This is a genomic window from Streptomyces exfoliatus (assembly GCF_000725545.1).
In the GTDB taxonomy this organism is placed as follows: domain Bacteria; phylum Actinomycetota; class Actinomycetes; order Streptomycetales; family Streptomycetaceae; genus Streptomyces; species Streptomyces exfoliatus.
Genome location: NZ_JNZP01000022.1, coordinates 1 through 16,041, shown reverse-complemented (window position 1 = coordinate 16,041; position 16,041 = coordinate 1). Strand labels below are relative to the sequence as shown.

At 72.5% G+C, this 16,041-nt stretch carries 16 protein-coding genes; 7 read left to right on the top strand and 9 right to left on the bottom strand.

Features of this window, described 5'->3' with window-relative positions:
* Positions 1–161: 161 nt before the first annotated feature.
* The gene (locus IO20_RS0125240) at positions 162–956 is read left to right on the top strand and encodes an SGNH/GDSL hydrolase family protein (protein ID WP_030216052.1); all 795 of its coding nucleotides are present in this window, start codon (positions 162–164) and stop codon (positions 954–956) included.
* Here the strand turns inward: IO20_RS0125240 and IO20_RS0125235 are convergent.
* The 5 genes from IO20_RS0125235 to IO20_RS0125215 are packed head-to-tail and all read right to left on the bottom strand — an operon-like array spanning position 943 to position 6,126.
* On the bottom strand, positions 943–1,818 hold the full coding sequence (locus tag IO20_RS0125235; protein ID WP_030553978.1) for an STM4011 family radical SAM protein: 876 nt from the start codon (positions 1,816–1,818) through the stop codon (positions 943–945). The genes IO20_RS0125240 and IO20_RS0125235 overlap by 14 nt on opposite strands.
* Before the next feature lie 27 nt (positions 1,819–1,845).
* Complete coding sequence (locus IO20_RS0125230; protein WP_030553977.1) at positions 1,846–3,192, bottom strand: STM4012 family radical SAM protein; 1,347 nt, start codon at positions 3,190–3,192, stop codon at positions 1,846–1,848.
* Positions 3,189–4,010 (bottom strand): STM4013/SEN3800 family hydrolase, encoded by an 822-nt coding sequence (locus IO20_RS0125225; protein WP_030553976.1) that lies wholly within the window; start codon positions 4,008–4,010, stop codon positions 3,189–3,191. Before IO20_RS0125225 ends, IO20_RS0125230 begins: the two co-directional genes overlap by 4 nt.
* Positions 4,011–4,021: 11 nt before the next feature.
* Positions 4,022–5,173, bottom strand: coding sequence for an STM4014 family protein (locus IO20_RS0125220; protein WP_030553974.1), 1,152 nt, complete (start codon positions 5,171–5,173; stop codon positions 4,022–4,024).
* Positions 5,170–6,126 (bottom strand): STM4015 family protein, encoded by a 957-nt coding sequence (locus IO20_RS0125215; protein ID WP_030553972.1) that lies wholly within the window; start codon positions 6,124–6,126, stop codon positions 5,170–5,172. The genes IO20_RS0125220 and IO20_RS0125215 overlap by 4 nt, the downstream gene beginning before the upstream one ends.
* A 177-nt stretch (positions 6,127–6,303) precedes the next feature.
* Here IO20_RS0125215 and IO20_RS0125210 point away from each other — a divergent pair, with 177 nt between their 5' ends.
* From IO20_RS0125210 to IO20_RS0125200, 3 genes are all read left to right on the top strand, one after another.
* Positions 6,304–6,630 carry a hypothetical protein gene (locus IO20_RS0125210; RefSeq protein ID WP_030216036.1) on the top strand — a complete coding sequence of 109 codons (327 nt, stop codon included), beginning with the start codon at positions 6,304–6,306 and terminating at the stop codon, positions 6,628–6,630.
* A gap of 97 nt (positions 6,631–6,727) precedes the next feature.
* Positions 6,728–7,750 carry a DUF6745 domain-containing protein gene (locus IO20_RS0125205; RefSeq protein ID WP_030553970.1) on the top strand — a complete coding sequence of 341 codons (1,023 nt, stop codon included), beginning with the start codon at positions 6,728–6,730 and terminating at the stop codon, positions 7,748–7,750.
* 162 nt (positions 7,751–7,912) lie between these two features.
* A complete protein-coding gene (locus IO20_RS0125200) occupies positions 7,913–8,683 on the top strand; it encodes an SIMPL domain-containing protein (protein WP_030553968.1) in 771 nt (256 codons plus the stop codon).
* 42 nt (positions 8,684–8,725) lie between these two features.
* On the opposite strand, the gene IO20_RS0125195 is transcribed toward IO20_RS0125200, so the two are convergent.
* Both IO20_RS0125195 and IO20_RS0125190 read right to left on the bottom strand, forming a co-directional pair.
* Positions 8,726–9,436, bottom strand: a complete 711-nt coding sequence (locus IO20_RS0125195) for a TetR/AcrR family transcriptional regulator (RefSeq protein ID WP_245685041.1) — start codon at positions 9,434–9,436, stop codon at positions 8,726–8,728.
* Between the two features lie 68 nt (positions 9,437–9,504).
* Positions 9,505–10,686, bottom strand: a complete 1,182-nt coding sequence (locus IO20_RS0125190) for a Glu/Leu/Phe/Val dehydrogenase dimerization domain-containing protein (RefSeq protein WP_030553964.1) — start codon at positions 10,684–10,686, stop codon at positions 9,505–9,507.
* Positions 10,687–10,817: 131 nt separating this feature from the next.
* On the opposite strand from IO20_RS0125190, the gene IO20_RS0125185 reads away from it, so the two are divergent.
* Positions 10,818–12,020, top strand: a complete 1,203-nt coding sequence (locus IO20_RS0125185) for an MBL fold metallo-hydrolase (protein ID WP_030553962.1) — start codon at positions 10,818–10,820, stop codon at positions 12,018–12,020.
* A gap of 137 nt (positions 12,021–12,157) precedes the next feature.
* Here the strand turns inward: IO20_RS0125185 and IO20_RS0125180 are convergent, their stop codons facing one another.
* Together IO20_RS0125180 and IO20_RS0125175 are read right to left on the bottom strand one after the other, a co-directional pair.
* Positions 12,158–13,282 carry an HNH endonuclease signature motif containing protein gene (locus tag IO20_RS0125180; RefSeq protein ID WP_030553961.1) on the bottom strand — a complete coding sequence of 375 codons (1,125 nt, stop codon included), beginning with the start codon at positions 13,280–13,282 and terminating at the stop codon, positions 12,158–12,160.
* A gap of 29 nt (positions 13,283–13,311) precedes the next feature.
* Positions 13,312–14,322 carry a hypothetical protein gene (locus tag IO20_RS0125175; protein ID WP_030553960.1) on the bottom strand — a complete coding sequence of 337 codons (1,011 nt, stop codon included), beginning with the start codon at positions 14,320–14,322 and terminating at the stop codon, positions 13,312–13,314.
* 574 nt (positions 14,323–14,896) lie between these two features.
* Here IO20_RS0125175 and IO20_RS38840 point away from each other — a divergent pair.
* Positions 14,897–15,820, top strand: a complete 924-nt coding sequence (locus IO20_RS38840; RefSeq protein ID WP_245685040.1) for a hypothetical protein — start codon at positions 14,897–14,899, stop codon at positions 15,818–15,820.
* Positions 15,762–16,041 (top strand): DNRLRE domain-containing protein (locus IO20_RS41535; RefSeq protein WP_245685045.1); only part of this gene is annotated, 280 nt, incomplete at its 3' end. The genes IO20_RS38840 and IO20_RS41535, both read left to right, overlap by 59 nt.

Below are 16,041 nucleotides of genomic sequence, written 5' to 3'. Positions count from 1 at the left end.
CAACTCCCGTGTGGCCCGGCACTCCTGTGCCGGGCCACCGGCGTGTTCCGTCCCCCTTCTATTCCGGCTTGGCAAATTCTTTATCGGTGGCATATGTCACCCGACGTCAACCCCTCCTTACGGTCGCGTAGGTCACACCCGAAAGGGAAGGATGTGGTCCCGTGGCAGACGATTCGAGATCAAGAGACAAGAACGCATTCGGGTCGTACGCGGCGATCGGTGACAGCTTCACCGAGGGCGTCGGAGACCCCGGGCCCGACGGGACGTACGTCGGCTGGGCGGACCGTTTCGCGGTGCTGCTCGCCGACCAGCTGCCGGAGCACGACGCCTTCCGCTACGCCAACCTGGCCGTACGCGGGCGCCTCCTCGACCAGATCGTGGCGGAACAGGTCCCCCGGGCGAAGGAACTCGCCCCCGACCTGGTGACCTTCTGCGCCGGCGGCAACGACATCATCCGCCCCGGCTCGGACCCCGACGACGTGGCCGAGCGCTTCGAGCGCGCCGTCGCCGAACTGACCTCCGCCGTCGGCACCGTCATGGTGACCACAGGCTTCGACACCCGTGACGTGCCCGTGCTCCGGCACCTCCGCGGCAAGATCGCCACCTACACCGCCCACGTCCGGGCCATCGCGGACCGCTACGACTGCCCGGTCCTCGACCTGTGGTCCCTGAAGTCCGTGCAGGACCGGCGCGCCTGGGACGACGACCGGCTGCACCTCTCGGCCGAGGGGCACACCCGGGTGGCCCTGCGCGCCGCCCAGGTCCTCGGCCTGCCGGTGCCGGCCGATCCGGACCAGGCCTGGCCGCCGGTTCCTCCGCGCGGCACCCTCGAGGTGCGCCGCGACGACATCCAGTGGGCGAGGGAGTACCTGGTGCCCTGGATCGGGCGCCGGCTGCGCGGCGAGAGCTCCGGCGACCACGTCGAGGCCAAGCGCCCCGACCTCATGCCCCTCTGAGCTTCGGGGGTACGGACGTACCGCCGGCCGGGATCCGCTCCAGGACCCCGCCGGCGAACACGTCGTACAGCGGAAGCGTCTCCAGGTGGACGTAGCCGATGTGGCAGTCGCAGAGGGCGAGGGGGCAGGCGCGGGGACGCAGGGCGGCACGGTACGAACCGTCGTACAGGTTCCCCAGCTCGGCCTTGACGAAGTGGCAGCGCCGTACCGTCCCCTCGCCGTCCACCGAGATCACCGACTCCCCGGTCCTGCACGGCAACCCCGCCGAGCGGTGCGGGTGGCGGCTGTACGGGAAGAGCGGGTCGATCCCCGTCCACTCCTCGGCCTCCGCGTCGGTGTACGTGTGCCCCTCCGCCGCGTTCACCCACAGGTAGACGTGCGCCGGCAGCGCGGCCCGCAACCGGCGGGCGTGCTCCGCGTGCTCCGGCAGACCGACCACACCGACGCTGAACCGGACGCCCCGCTCCGTCAGCTCCCCGCACTTGGCGAGGAAGCGCTCGTACGGAGTCTGCCCGGGGTGGTACGTGCACCAGAGCGCCACACGCTCCGGGTCCGCCTCCGCCAGCCAGTCGGTCCGGCAGCTCAGGTTGGTCTGGATCGCCACCCGATCGACGTGCGGCAGCCGGGAGAGCTCGACCAGGGCACGCCGGTACCAGGAGCGGACCAGGCCCTCGCCCCACGGGGTGAACAGGATCCGCAGCCGGTCGCCGGTCTGCCCGGCGGCCCACCCGGTGAACCGTTCGAGCGCCGCCCGGTCCGCGCGCAGCTGCTCACGGCTGTCCCGGCGCTTGGCGAAGGGGCAGTACGGGCAGTCGAAGTCGCAGGAGGAGAGCGGTCCCCGGTAGAGCAGTGTCAGGTCCATGCTCCGTGTCAGGTCCATGGCTTCCCCCTACTTCGGCTCGTACGCGGCCATCGCGGCCCGCACCGAGGGGGAGAACAGCTCGGGGCCGAGGCCGTCCGAGTGGGCGAGCCCTTCCGGCGACAGCCTCAGGAGGCCCGACGGGGCGTCCCCGTCCAGCCAGCCGAGGTCCTCGAACCGGCCCAGTTCCTCGGAGAAGTCCGCGAACGGCGAGGAACCGAACCGCTCCTCGTACCCGGCGAGCGGCATGCCGCCGGCCTGGAGGAGCGACTGGAGCAGATGGCGGCGCCGGGCCTCGTCCTCGTCCACCGCGCGGCCCACCTCGGCGCGTGAGAAGTCCTCGGTCTCCGTGTACGTGTCGATGATCGAGCGGATCTCCCGCATGTCGACCGCGTAGTCGAAGGAGTAGTGGAGGGCCGAGGTGTACGAGCGGGCCCCGCAGCCCAGGCCGATCATCCCGTCCGTCTGGCAGGCGTGGTCGTCGGGGCCGAGCGGGACGGCGTCCGCCCGCCGGAACATCCGCATCGACACCTGCTCGTAGCCCTGCCCGAGAAGGTGGTCACGGCCGTACCGGTACAGGCGCAGCCGCAGCTCGTCCCACTCCCGGTCGGCCCGCAGGCGCTCGGCGGGGGAGATCCGGCCGAGACCGGTGAGCGGGCGGACGTACAGCGGGTAGAGGTACAGCTCCTCCGGGCGCCAGGCCAGGGCCGCGTCGAGCGAGGAGCGCCAGGAGTCCTCGGTCTGCCCGTCGATCCCGTAGATCAGGTCGATGTTGAGCACGGGGACGCCCGTGTCCCGGATCCGGCCGAGCGCCGCCTCGACGTCCGCGCGGCGCTGCGGCCGGACGGCAGCCCGCGCCTCGGCCTCCACGAAGCTCTGCACGCCGATGCTCAGCCGGGTCGCGCCCCGCTCGGCGAGGAGCGCGAGCCGGTCGGCGGTCGCCGTCGACGGCGAGGTCTCCACGGAGAGCGGCACCGCCCGCAGATCCACGCCCATCCGCTTCTCGGCGATGTCGCAGAGCCGCTCCAGCTCGGCCGCGGTGAGGAACGTCGGCGTGCCACCGCCGAACGCGGCCGTCGCGAACCGCACCGGCTCCCCGTCCCCGAGGGCCTCACGGACGGCCGTGGCCTGCCGGTCGAGGGCGTCGAGGTAGCGGGTGGTCAGCTCGTCGGGGGCGCCGATCCGGGTGAAGAGGTTGCAGAAGCCGCAGCGGACCTCGCAGAACGGTATGTGCGCGTAGAGGGAGAGCGCGTCCTTCGGCTCGTTCCTCCAGAGCCCGGCCAGCGTCGGCGCCGGGTCGGGGAGCGGCCGGTACGCCGTCTTGTGCGGGTAGGCGTAGACGTAGCTGCGGTACGGGCGGGGCGTGCCGTCGCTCATGCCGCGACCTCCCGCTCCGGGCCGGCGAGGACGAACTGCGCGTACGGGACGGTCCACACGACCTCGTGGCCGAGCCGGTGCCCGGTGTGGCCGTCCTCCCCGTACGCCGTGCCATGGTCCGAACAGACGATCGCGAAGCACGGGCGGCGGCTGCTCATCGCGGCGAAGAGCCGCCCGATGTGCCGGTCGACGTACTCCAGTGCCGCCGCGTGGGTGGCCCTGGAGTCCCCCGTCTCGCGGGTGGCTCCCGGCAGATGGAACCAGTTGGGCTGGTGCAGCGCCGACACGTTGACGAAGAGGAAGAGCCGCCGGCCGCGGGGGAGCCCGGCGACGACCTCCTCGGCGCGCGCCACCTGGGACTCGAAGGAGGTCGGGGAGGCGACGCCGAAGGCGGGCTCCCAGTGGCTCTCCTGGAACAGGCCGGGGAGCACGGTGCCGAGCGGCGGCTGCCGGTTGAAGAACCCGACGCCGCCGACGCAGACCGTCCGGTAGCCCTCGCCCGCGAGGGCGGACACCAGGTCGGGGGTGTCATGGACGTAGGTGCCGTCGGCGGTGGACTCGCTGCCCGCGAAACGGGCCGCGAACAGGCGCGGGTGCGGCCCCGGGGCGGCCGGGGTCGGCAGGAAGCCCGCGAACATCGCCTGGTGCGAGGCGTACGTGAAGCTCCCGGGCGCGTGGCGCCGCTCCCAGACACCGCCGGGCAGATGCCGCGCCAGGTTGGGGATGCGGCCGGCGGCGGCGAGCTCCACCGCCACGTCGTACCGCAGCGTGTCGAGCGTGACCAGGAGCAGGTCGTGGCTGCCGACGATCGCGTTCATGTCGGGCTGGTTCACGTGGTGCTCGTTCCTGTGGTGCGGGGGGAGTCGTGGTGATGCTTCCGGGCTTCGGGGAACTGCGCGGTGACCTGGGCTCCGTACGTGTCGAGGCCCTCCGCTCCGCTCCCCGGCAGGCCCATGAGCCCGGGCAGCAGATCGCCGAAGGCGTTGACCTCGCCGACCGCGAAGCGGCGCCAGCCGGCGGTCGGCAGCAGGTCGACGCCCACGCAGCGGGTGCCGGGGAAGACGGCGGCGGCCCGCTCGCACACGTCGAGCGCGTCCCCCCATCGCCCGCCGGACGCGGCGATCGCGGCGCGGGCCGCGTCCAGATCGCCGCGGGCGCCGCCCAGATGGAGATTGGTCATGGGGGAGCGGCTGGTGCGGAGCACGGCGTGGGTGGCCCGGCCGTCGATCACCACCACCCTCAGGTCGGCGGCCCGGCCGTCCTGGGTGGCCTTGGGCAGCCAGCGCTCGACGTGCAGGCCGTCGGGCGCGAGGGCGTCCACGAGCGCGGCGACCTCCCGCTCGCTCGTGTAGCGCCGCACCCGCAGGGAGTTGAAGAGGCGCCCGTCGGGCCCGCGCTCCACCGACGTGGTGGTCTGCACCCGGCCCGCGCCGTTGGTCTCCAGAGCGAGCACCCCCGAGGCGGAGGAGCCGTGCGCCGGCTTCACGAAGACCCGGCGCATCCCGGCCTCGGCCATCAGCGACCCGAGGTGCTCCCAGCCGCGCACCACCGGGGCGGCCGGCCCTGAGGTCGGCGACGGGGGCACCGGCACCCCGGCCGCGCGCAGCAGGCCGTGGCTCAGCCGCTTGTCGAACAGGCTGGTCAGCTCGGCAGGGTCGTCGACGAGGGCGGCTCCCGCCTCGGCCACGGACCGGGCGAGACCCGCCACGGCGTCGGTGAACCGCTCGTACCAGAGGCCCGTCCCCTCGACCCGGGCGGGATCGTCGACGTCCCGCAGCAGCCGGTCGGCCTCGGCGTCCTCGCCGGGCGAGTCGATCCGTACGGTCTCGCCCGACGCGAACCGCGCGCTGCCGCGCAGCACCTCGGGCCAGGACACCACCCGCGCCCCGGGCAGCCCGGCGGTCCGCAGCGCGTCCTGGAAGAACGCGACGCGGCGGCCCGCCGGATCGCCGACGACCACGAGACGCGGGGCGGGTGTCATTCGGCGACCGCGACGAACCGGTAGACCACGCCGTTGTACTCCTCCGGCTCCAGCGCGTCGTCGAGGACGACGGTCACACCGTGCGGGGCGAGCGCGGCGAGGACCCGCTCCCGCATGGCCTCCGACAGGAAGTGGTGGGAGAGGTCGAGGTGGGCGAGATGCGTCAGCGGCTGACCGTCGAGCAGGGCGGCGGCCCCCTCGTCGGTGAGTACGCCCATCGACAGGTTCAGCCGCTCGATCCGGGCGACGACGGGAGCGCTCGCCACGGCGGCGGCGATCTCGTCCTGGATCACGCTGTTGCACAGGCCCAGGCTGCGCAGGGCGGGGAAGGACGCCCCGGAGAGCAGCGGAGCCAGGTCCTCCGGCGTGCTGTCCGCACCGTAGGTGTCGGTGCCGAGCCAGAGCTCCAGGTTCTCCAGGGCGGGCAGGTCACTTCCCGCGATCCCGCGTACGACGTCGGCACCGAGACCGCCCGTCTCCACGACCAGGGTCTCGAGGCCCGTGTGCCGGATGGAGGGGAAGGCGAGCTGGGAGCCTCCGCGCACCCCGAACTCCCGCAGCGCCGGATAGGCGGCCAGCAGCGGCGTCACATCGGACTGGATGATCCAGGAGATCTCGCAGTCCTCGGAGTCCATGTCCCCGAGGAAGACCGCCTCCAGACCGGTGAGCCGGTCGTTGGCGCCGATGAGGGCCGTCACGATGTCGGCCGACGAGTTCTCGTACGCCTCGTCCCAGCCGCCGACGACCACCGCGCGCACCCGCCCCGTGTCGACCGTCTTCAGGAACCGCTCGAAGAGCGGCTGCCACAGCTCGTCCTCGGGCTCGGAGTACGTCGGCGCGGAGAGCCGCCAGGCGACGGCCGCCGCGTCGGGCAGCTCGACACGCGCGTCCGCGGCCGGGAATTCGAACACGGGCAGGTCGTGGAATTCCCGCATGTGGTGGCCAACGGTCATGACTGCGCTCCCGGACGACGAACGGCGTTGATCGACTGATGCCAAGAGTTCTACCAAGCGGCACCGACAACGCACCGCGCCGGGTCGGTCCCCGAGGTGGCCGCGGCCGATTGTCAGACCCGCCCCCTAGCGTCGTTCCTGTTCGGCCGGACCGTGCCGAACGGGAAGGGGAGAGCCATGTACCGGCAGGGAGACGTACTGATCGCGCCCGTCGAGGAGACGGCCGTTCCGGCGCGGGCGAAGACGGCGGCGGGGGAGCCGAGGGACGCAAGGGGACGCCTCGTCCTCGCCCTCGGCGAGGTCACCGGGCACGCCCACGCGATCCCCGGGCCCGGCCGGCTCGTGCGGGAGCCGGGACCCTTCGGTCCGTTCCTGCTCGAACTCCCCGAGGGCGGCCGGGTGGTGCACGAGGAGCACGCGCCGATACCGCTGCCCAAGGGCTGGTACCGGGTGGTGCGCCAGCGGGAGTACCTGCCGGGCGCGTACCGGATCGTCGCGGACTGACAGAGAGAGACCTGGGGGACAGCGGATGAAGCACGCCGACACGCACCACGCCGGCACGGGTCGGGCCGACAGGGGTCGGCCCGACACGGGGAGCGTCATGAAACAGACGACCGCGCAGGAGAAGTGGCGGTCCGTCGCCGCTGCCACCGGGCCCGCCGACCGTAGCGCTGCCGAGGAGGGCGTCCGGCTCGCCTACCGCGCGGCGGGCCTCGCGGAACCCGGGCGCGTGCTCTGGGCCGACTCGCCGCTCTCGGCCGTCACACTCGTACGGGGCCTGACGGACCAGGGGCGTTCGGTACGGGACGCGGTGCGCACCCGGCCGTGGGCCGACGAGCGCCGTCGCCTCCACGACGCCCTCGGGCCCTCGGGCTGGGCGGCCCACTGGCAGTCGACGGGGGCCCACCTCTGGGACCTCACCCGGAGCCTCGCCGACCGGATACGGGCCGGGGTGACGGAGGCCGTGACGGGGACGGGGGACGGTGCCGGTCCCGAGGCGACCGCCGTGCGGCTCGTGCTGCTCGACGCGGTGCTCGGCCAGCACGACGCCGCCTGGCTGGCCGCTTTCGACGGCCACGGCGACCGGCTGGTCGGCCTCGCCGCCGTGGCCGAACACGCCGGCTGGTGGTGGCCGTACGAGAACGTCGCGGTGGTCTGCGAGCGGCCGGTCGAGCTCCACCGGGACGAGGCGGGACGGCTCGACCGGGGGGACGGCCCCGCGCTCGCCTTCGCCGACGGATTCGCCCTGCACGCCTGGCGCGGCATGTCCGTCTCCGCCACGTTCCTCGCCGGTCTCGCGGGCCTCACCCCGGAGCGGATCCGGGACGAGGAGAACGCCGAACTGCGGCGCGTGATGCTGGAGTACTACGGCCACGAGCGCTACCTCGCCGCCTCGGGAGCCCGGCACGAGCACCGTGACGAGACGGGAGTGCTCTGGCGCATCGAGCTGGCGGGCGACGAGGACGTGGTGATGGTCGAGGTCGTCAACTCCACGCCCGAGCCGGACGGCACCCACCGCACGTACTGGCTCCGGGTGCCCCCGGGGACCAGAACCGCGCGGGAGGGCGTCGCCTGGACCTTCGGGCTGCACCCCGACGCGTACGAACCACTCGTCCAGACCTGAGCGGCAGGCCCGAGGGCCCTCGGGGGCGCCCGGAGCGGCGGCCGGGATGGTACGGAGAGGTGAAGGGAGCCGTTGGTCAGGAGTGGCGTACGGGAGGCGGCGGCGACGGGTGCTGGGATGTGCCCGCCGGAGCCCCGGCACCCAGCACCGAAGGGACCGCCTGTGACGATCCGCCGGCCCAGCGCCGCCCGCACCGCCCGTCTGCTCGTCGCCACCGGCCTGCTCGGCGGCCTCCTCGCCGGCACCGCGGCCCCCGCCCTCGCCGCCGCGCCCGAGCGGGTGGCCCCGCGCGGTGCCGTCCTGACGGAGGCGCCCGCGACGGTGACCGTCAGCGGCAACGGCCGGGCCGCCGCCGCGCCCGATCTCGCGATCCTCTCCGTCGGGGTCGAGGCCACCCGCAAGACCGCCAAGGAGGCGATGGCCGCGCAGAACACCGCTGCCGAGGCCCTCCTCGCGGTCCTGGACAAGCAGGGCATCGCGGAACGCGACATCCGTACCGACAGCCTCTCGCTGTCACCGGTCTACACCCAGAACACCCAGGGCGAGAGCAAGGTGACCGGATATCAGGCCGGGCAGTCCTTCTCGGTCAAGGTCAGGGACATCGACAGGACCGGGCAGGTGATCGGTGCCGTCAACGACGCCACGGGAGACGCGGGCCGGATCAACGGCGTCGTCTTCGACGTCGCCGACCCCTCGGCCCTGCGGGTGAAGGCGCGGGAGGCCGCCTACCGGGACGCGTACGACAAGGCGGCACAGCACGCCCGGCTCAGCGGGCACCGTCTGGGCCGGCTCGTCTCGCTCAGCGAGGGGGAGTCCGTGCGCCCCGGCCCCGGGGCCGCCCCGGGCGTCTCCGCCGACGAGGCGAGCGTCCCGCTGGCTCCGGGCGAGATCGAGGAGCAGGTCACGGTCTCGGCGGTCTTCGAACTGCTCTGACGGGCCGCGCGGGACGGCACCGCTCCGACCGGCGGGCGGGGGTCAGCTCTGACCCGGCTCCCGGCCCTCGCCCTCGCGGCCGTCCTCGCCCTCGCCGTCGCCCTCGTCTCCGTCCCCGTCTCCGTCTCCGTCTCCGTCTCCGTCCCCGTCCCCGGTTTCGTTCGGCAGGTTCAGCTCCCGTACGAGGGCGGCGTCCGCCCAGCGCAGCATCGCGGTACGGGAGAGGGATCCGGCGTAGGCGGTCGTCTGGACCGCGAGGCCGTCGAGGAAGGCGGTGAGGCGCCAGGCCGCCCCGGCCGGGTCCGCGCAGCGGAACTCGCCGGCGGCGGCCCCCTCCGCGATCACCCGGGCCAGCGCGGCCTTCCACTCCTGGTCGAGGGAGGCGGCGACCCGGCGCAGTTCCGGGTCGCGCAGGGAGGCCGCCCAGCCCTCGATCCACAGCCGCCAGCCCTTGGCCGGCCCGGTCGGCGCGTACCACCGCACCGCCGCGCGCAGCCGTCGCACCGCCGTGGAGCGGCGCCCGAGGATCCGTCGCAGCCGACCGAGATCGGCTTCGGCGGCGTGCGCGAAGGCGGCGGCGACCAGCTGTTCCTTGGAGGAGAAGTGGTAGAGCACCAGGGCGTTGCTCACTCCGAGGGCGGCGGCCACGTCGGAGATCCGTACAGCCGCCACCCCGCGCGCCTCGATCTGCTCGACGGCGGCCCGCAGCAGGTCCTCCCGCCGCTCGGCCACGCTCAACCGCACTCTCGCCACGTCGTGCAGCCTACACAGCACATGACAAGGGCATGATCATCAAGCGCTGCGGTGTGCGACGGGTCGGCTCAGTACCAGCCGTGACGCTCCGCGATCAGCGGCAGCCGCTCCGCCACCAGCGCGTGCGCCGCGGCGCGCGGGTTCGTGCCGTCCGCCTCCGCCCGGTCGAGCATCCCGCCGACGAGCGTCCGCATGGCCCGGCGTACCCGGTCGAAGGCCTGTTCGGCGTCGGCCTCGATGTCGCCGAAGAGCGTCCACCACCACCAGGCGTTGGTGCACGAGTTCACGACCACGTCGGGCAGCACGGTCACTCCGCGCGCGGTGAGTGCCTCCTCGGCCTCCGGCAGGACCGGCATGTTGGCGGCCTCGGCGATCCAGCGGGCCGTGACCAGCCCCTGGTTCCCGGCGTCGATCGCGTACGACACGGCCGCGGGGACCAGCACCTCGGCCTCCGTCGTGAGCCAGGCGTCCCCGGGCTCCTCCCGGTCGCCGGGGCGTAGCGCGGAGCGGTCGACGGTGCCGTGGGCGTCGCGGGACGCGAGCAGCGCCTCGACGTCGAGTCCGCCGGGGTTCACGATCGTGCCCTGGACATCGGCGACGGCCACCACGCGCAGTCCGGCCCGCGCCAGGAACCGGGCGGTCGCCGCGCCCATCGTGCCGAGCCCCTGCATCGACACCCGGGTCCCGGCGTACTCCCGGCCGGCCCGGTCGAGGGCGACGAGCACGGACTCGGCGACCCCGAGGCCACCGACCAGCTCGTCGAGGCCGATGCCGTCGACCTCGATCGCGAAGGCGTCGGCGAGCCGCTTCCGGGCGGACGCCTCGTCGTCGAGCAGCGGGTACACGGCCTGGATCGAGGAGACGAGCCCCGCCTCGGCCACGGCCCGGTCCACCAGGTCCTGGGTGAGCCCCAGGTCCTCGCCGGTGGTCCAGAACCGCTCCACGTACGGGCGCATCGCCCGCAGATAGCGCACCAGGACGCCGTACGCCTCGGGGGAGCGGGGATCGCAGTCGATGCCGCCCTTGGCGCCGCCCAGCGGGACGTACCGGGCCCGCGGGTCGTAGTGCAGGGCCTCCTTCATGGTCATGCCGCGCGCGAGCCCGGCCACCTCCTCCGCCGTGCAGCCCTCCCGCATCCTGAGGCCGCCGCTGGCCACCCCGCGGACCAGCCGGTCGACCACCAGGTGGCCCCGGCGACCGGTCACGTGGTCGGTCCAGCCGACGGCGAGCAGGGGTTCGGCGGCAGTCATCGTGCGTCTCCTCGGAAAGGGCGGGCGGACCGGTGGTCGTACTGAACGGTGGTTCAGTATGGCCGACCGCCCCGACCGTTCTGGGCTCGGGCCGCCCATAATGGAACGACCCCCAGAGATCAGGAGGTCCTGTGACCGGTACCGGCTCCGACCGATCGCCGCGGGCCCGGCTGCGCGAACTGCGCCCCGAGTCCTTCGGCGCGGATCCCACGGGCGAGCGCCTCGCCCGCATCCACCGCTCGCCGAACTTCGCGGACGGGATCTTCCAGAACCCCGAACCGGCGCGACGCGGTCCCTCGGGCTCCGGCATGGAGTTCGCCAAGATCTACTTCGACCAGGAAGGGCGGTCGCGCCGAGCCCCCACCGGCACGATCCCCGTCCACCCCACCACCGTCGCCGATCTGGCCAGGCCCCCGGCCACCGGTCTGCGGCTGACCTGGATGGGGCACTCCGGCGTCCTGGCCGAGATCGACGGCCACCGGGTGCTCTTCGACCCCGTGTGGGGCGAGCGCTGCTCCCCGTTCCCCTTCGTGGGGCCCAAGCGGCTCCACCCCGTGCCGGTGTCGCTCGCCGCCCTCGGCCCGGTCGACGTCGTCGTGATCTCGCACGACCACTACGACCACCTCGACCTGCCGACGATCAAGGCGCTCGCCACCACCGACACCGTCTTCGCGGTGCCGCTGGGCGTCGGCGCGCACCTGGAGCGCTGGGGCGTACCCGCGTCCCGGCTGCGCGAGCTGGACTGGAACGAGTCCACCGAGATCGGCGACCTGCGGCTCACCGCGACCCCGGCCCGGCACTTCTGCGGTCGCGGCCTGCGCAACCGGCAGATGACCCTGTGGTCCTCCTGGGTGGTGACGGGACCCGCCCACCGGATCTTCCACAGCGGCGACACCGGCTACTTCTCCGGCTTCAAGGACATCGGCGCGGCCCACGGGCCCTTCGACGCCACGATGATCCAGATCGGTGCGTACTCGGAGTTCTGGACCGACATCCACATGACGCCGGCGGAGGGCCTGCGGGCCCACCTCGACCTGCAGGGAGGCGGGCCGGGCGGGGTGCTGCTGCCGATCCACTGGGGCACCTTCAACCTGGCTCCGCACGCGTGGGCGGAGCCCGGCGAGTGGACGAAGGACGCGGCCGAGGAGGCGGGCCAGGCGGTGGCCTTCCCCCGCCCCGGTCAGCCGTTCGAACCCGCGGGCAAGCTGCCGGAGGAGCCCTGGTGGCAGCGGGTGTCCCACCCGGCCGCACACCCGTGGCGGCGCCCCCGGGGCGTCGATGTCGCGACCGAGGAGACGCGCAGCGACGATCTCGACCTCGCGGGCGAGCGGTGACGCCGGCCGGGAAGCCGTCGCTCAGCACTTCGGACCGTTGCCGACGTGGCAGGGATCGTCGCGGGTAGTGGTCAGCACGCACCTCACGTGCCGCTGATTCCGAGGTTGGCGGGGACTCCCCGCCAACCCACGCATGGTCATGCCTGGGGCGCGTCTTCTCGGGTCAGGTCTTTGTGGCGCCGCGCCGCCACGTCGAGAAGTACGGACCGAAGCGACTCACGGGAGCGTCCGCGCGTCTTGACGGCGTGACAGTTGGGGCACAGGGCGACCATCTGCTCGGGGTGGTCGCGGCCGCCGGCCGCCAACTCGACGATGTGGTCCACCTCCAAGATCGGCTGTCCGCTGTCTGTCAGATCCGACGGCTGTCCGGCGCAGCCCGGGTTCTCGCAGTGACCTCCACTCCGTACGAGGACGGCCTCGCGCGCAGCCGGACGCCGCTTGAGGCGCTGAACCGTCTGCTCCGTACGACTGGGTCCGGATTCATCGACCGCCTCCACGGAACGCACCAGCGCACGGTAGAGAGCGTGGTCAGCATGCTGCGGATGCGCGGGAGGCGGTGGGTCGGCGCTCTCTTGGGCCAGGGACCTTCCTTCGCACCGCTGATGACGGGTCCGGCCCTCGACAAGCCCTTCCTTGAGACAGACCGGGCAGACGCGTGCCTCTATCCGCGGTTCGCCGAGGGGGGTGCGAGCCAAGAGCAACGCCGGTCGACCGTCACTTCCTGCTGCCTGCTGGGGAACCGCGGCCCGTGGCTCCTCAACCGAGTCCTCGTCGCCCGACGGCAGCCCGGACGGAACCACGTCGAGATTCTCTCCCGGGGGCTCAGCCGCGGATTCTCCGAGACCGTCCGGCCTCGGCTCGTCGGCCACCGGAACCCTGGGGCTTGCCCGCACGGCAGTGGTCCTGACGGCGACGGGCTCCGTCGAGACCGGCTCGCCGGGCCCGCCGCGAGGAGGCTGGTGGCCGCTCGTCATGGCGTTCAGGCGGTGTCGGGCGGCCAGGAGCTGCTCCCGGGCGAGCTCCAGTTCAGCCTGAAGCCGGTTGTAGCCGGAGCTGCGGGCCCACCGCTCCTCGAAGCCCGCTCTGGCTGCGCGCACCACACCTTCGGCCTCCGCCTCGGCTTCGGGTGTCTCGTGTTCCGCCCCCGTGGTCTCCTGGTACTCGACAGCGCGGGCCAGGGCCCGTTCCACCGCTCGGAGCACTCTCTCCGCCCTCAACACGTCTGCCTGCGCTATGTAGAGGGTCGGCTGTCCGGAAGGCAACGAGGGGCTCCTTAATGTCACACGGACGATCAGGCGGTGGTCCAGCGCCGTACGGTCTCTTCGTCGTGGGTGAGCCACGTGCCGTCGCCGAGTGGCACGGCAGCGGCTCCTGGCGTCTGCGGGTAGTCGAGTTCGGCGAGGGCTTTGAGCGTATGGGCGTCGAGGAGGAGGTGGGTGCCCTGCTCTGCCCACTGTTCCTCGGCCGATACGACCAGAATCCGCTGGTTGTCGACGAAGCCCGGGGTGTAGCCGACGAACACCCGGTCCCTGGGGAGAACCCCGCCGGCCTCGATGATGACGTCGTCGGCGCCGTCCTGCGTCCGGCAGAGATAGCCTCCGCCGACGTCCCGGCTGATCAGCACCCCGTCCGCACCGAGGCCGACGTACGGTTCCTCGGCGGTGCCCGCCGCCCGGACGTCGAGTCCGGCGGCCGTGTACGTGACCAGGAGGCAGCGCGTGCCGTCCTGGCCCATGGACGCGGTGAGCAGAACCTCGGGGCGTGCGTTCGGGAACTGCTGGAAGGCGTACATCGCCGAGAAGGACGGCAGGACGTGCTCGGCGAGCACCTCGCCCGTGGTCAGGTCGAGGGCGCGGCAGATGTCGCCCTGGGAAAGCCCGTCGGCTCCCAGAGGTCCGGCCATGGTCGCCAGAAGGACACGGCCGGCCGGGTCGGGCGTGCACGCGCCGGAGGCCTCGGGTGAATGCCGCCAGTCCCCATGACGGTGTTCCCAGCGGACGGTTCCTTCGGGTTCCCGGACGGTGACGGCCTCCCGGCTGCTCAAGGCCAAGGCGCCGTCGGGCAGCGGCGAACAGTACGCGCCGGAGCCCTTCGGAGCCGGGTCGATCCACGTGGCCCGGGCGGCGACCACCTGAGAGCGATCGGTACTGATCCTGCTGGTGGTGATCCTGCCCTCGTGCCGGGTCACGATCCAGTGCGCACCCTCGCGCAGGAGCAAGCCGTCCAGGTTCCCCAGCGCCTCGGCGATACCGGGCAGGGACTCGTGGGCGAGAAGCCGTGCGCGTACGCGGGGATGGTTCATGTGCTCATCCTGGCTCGTGTCGGGCCGCGGTGTGTGCCGGGGCCCGGTGTTGTCCCGGAACGGCCGGTCAGTAGGGGCAGCCGCTGCTGGGCAGGGAACCCGGGGACGGTGGGGTGGTGCCGTCGTAGAGGGCGGCAGCAGCACACCGCCCGCGGTGCCGTAGAGGTGGCCGTGGCCGTCGTGGACGAGCTTGTCGCCCGCGACTCCGGAAAGAGCGCCGACGCGCCCACGCCATGGGCGTCCCGCGGAAGCCTTGACCCTCACCGACGAGTTGGCGTAACGGCGCCGGGGGTCGCTGAACGGTTCAGATGGTTGGCGGGTAGCACGGAGGTCGTCGCCTTCTATGCGCTCAATGCTCCTGAATGTCCGCCCGGTTGACAGGTGATCATCTGAGCGATCACTATCCGTGCGCCGTTGCCGCCGGTCCGTACTCAGGTGGGTGTGGGCCTGCCGGCGCGGCATTGTTCCAGGCGCGTCGGAAACCTCCGGCGGGCTCATTCGGCGTGCCGTTCTCCGTGCGGAGGGACCTTGTCGCATCCGCGGGATCCGGCGCGCCGCACGGAAGGGCATCGAGGTGCACAGCTCCTACAGGAGGTACGTCTCCTGTCTCGTGGTGTCGGCGGTGGCGGGAACGCTACTGCCGCAGGTCGCGTATGCGGCACCACCCCCCGGGCCGCCCGGTCAGGACGACGGCAAGGGTGTCTTCGAAACGGCTCTGGGCTGGTTCTCTGACGACGAACGACAGGACGCGAAGCCGCCGTCGGACGACAGACCAGAGATAGCCAGCCGGGAGAAACTGCCGGTTGGCAAGGCGGCCGCGAAGCCGAAGCGGGTTGCCGAGCTGACGGGTAAGCGTTCGGCGAACGCGCGGTACTGGATGCTGTCCGACGGGCGGGTCCAGGCCGAGGTGTCGGCCGTGCCGACCGGTTACCGGGACGGCGCGTCCTGGAAGGACGTCGACCCGACGGTCACGGCCGGCAAGACCGCGGGTTTCCCGTTCACGAACACGACGAACGTCGCCCGTAGTTCTTTCGGTACGGACGCCGGGCGGCTGCTGCGGTTCGAGGCCGGCGGTCACACGGTGACCCTGGGTCTGGAGGGTGCGGGGAAGCTCGCTCCGGTCGCCAAGGGTGACACCGTCACGTACAAGGACGCGGTGTCCGGTGCGGATCTGTCGTACGTGGTCGGTCCGGGCCGTGTGAAGGAGAACATCGTCCTGGACGCGAAGCCGTCCGGTCCGGTGTCCTTCACCTTCACCCTTGATGCCGGCGGGCTGACGCCGAAGGCGAACAAGGACGGTTCGATCTCCTTCTTCGGTGAGGGTGCGGACCCGGTCCTGGTCATTCCTGCGGCGTTCATGACGGATGCCAAGAAGGATGCCTCCTCCCCGTACGGGCTCGCGTACAGCGACCAGGTCACCCAGCGGCTGGCCAAGGCCGATCTCGTCGGACGGTCCGACGACGAATTACAAGGACAACTGGCGTCTGTCGGTCGGTAACACCAGTACGGGCACCTCGCGTGCGCTGCTGCGGTTCCCTGTCGGCAGTATTCCGGCGGGTACGAAGATCGATTCGGCTGATCTGAAGCTGTATTTCGATCAGTTCCACACGACGGGTGACACCGAGGTCCAGCTGGAGGCGCACCGCGCCACCCAGGCGTGGAGTGAGGAGACCGCGACGTGGAACAGTGCGAACACGTTCACCGGTGAGCTGTCGGGTA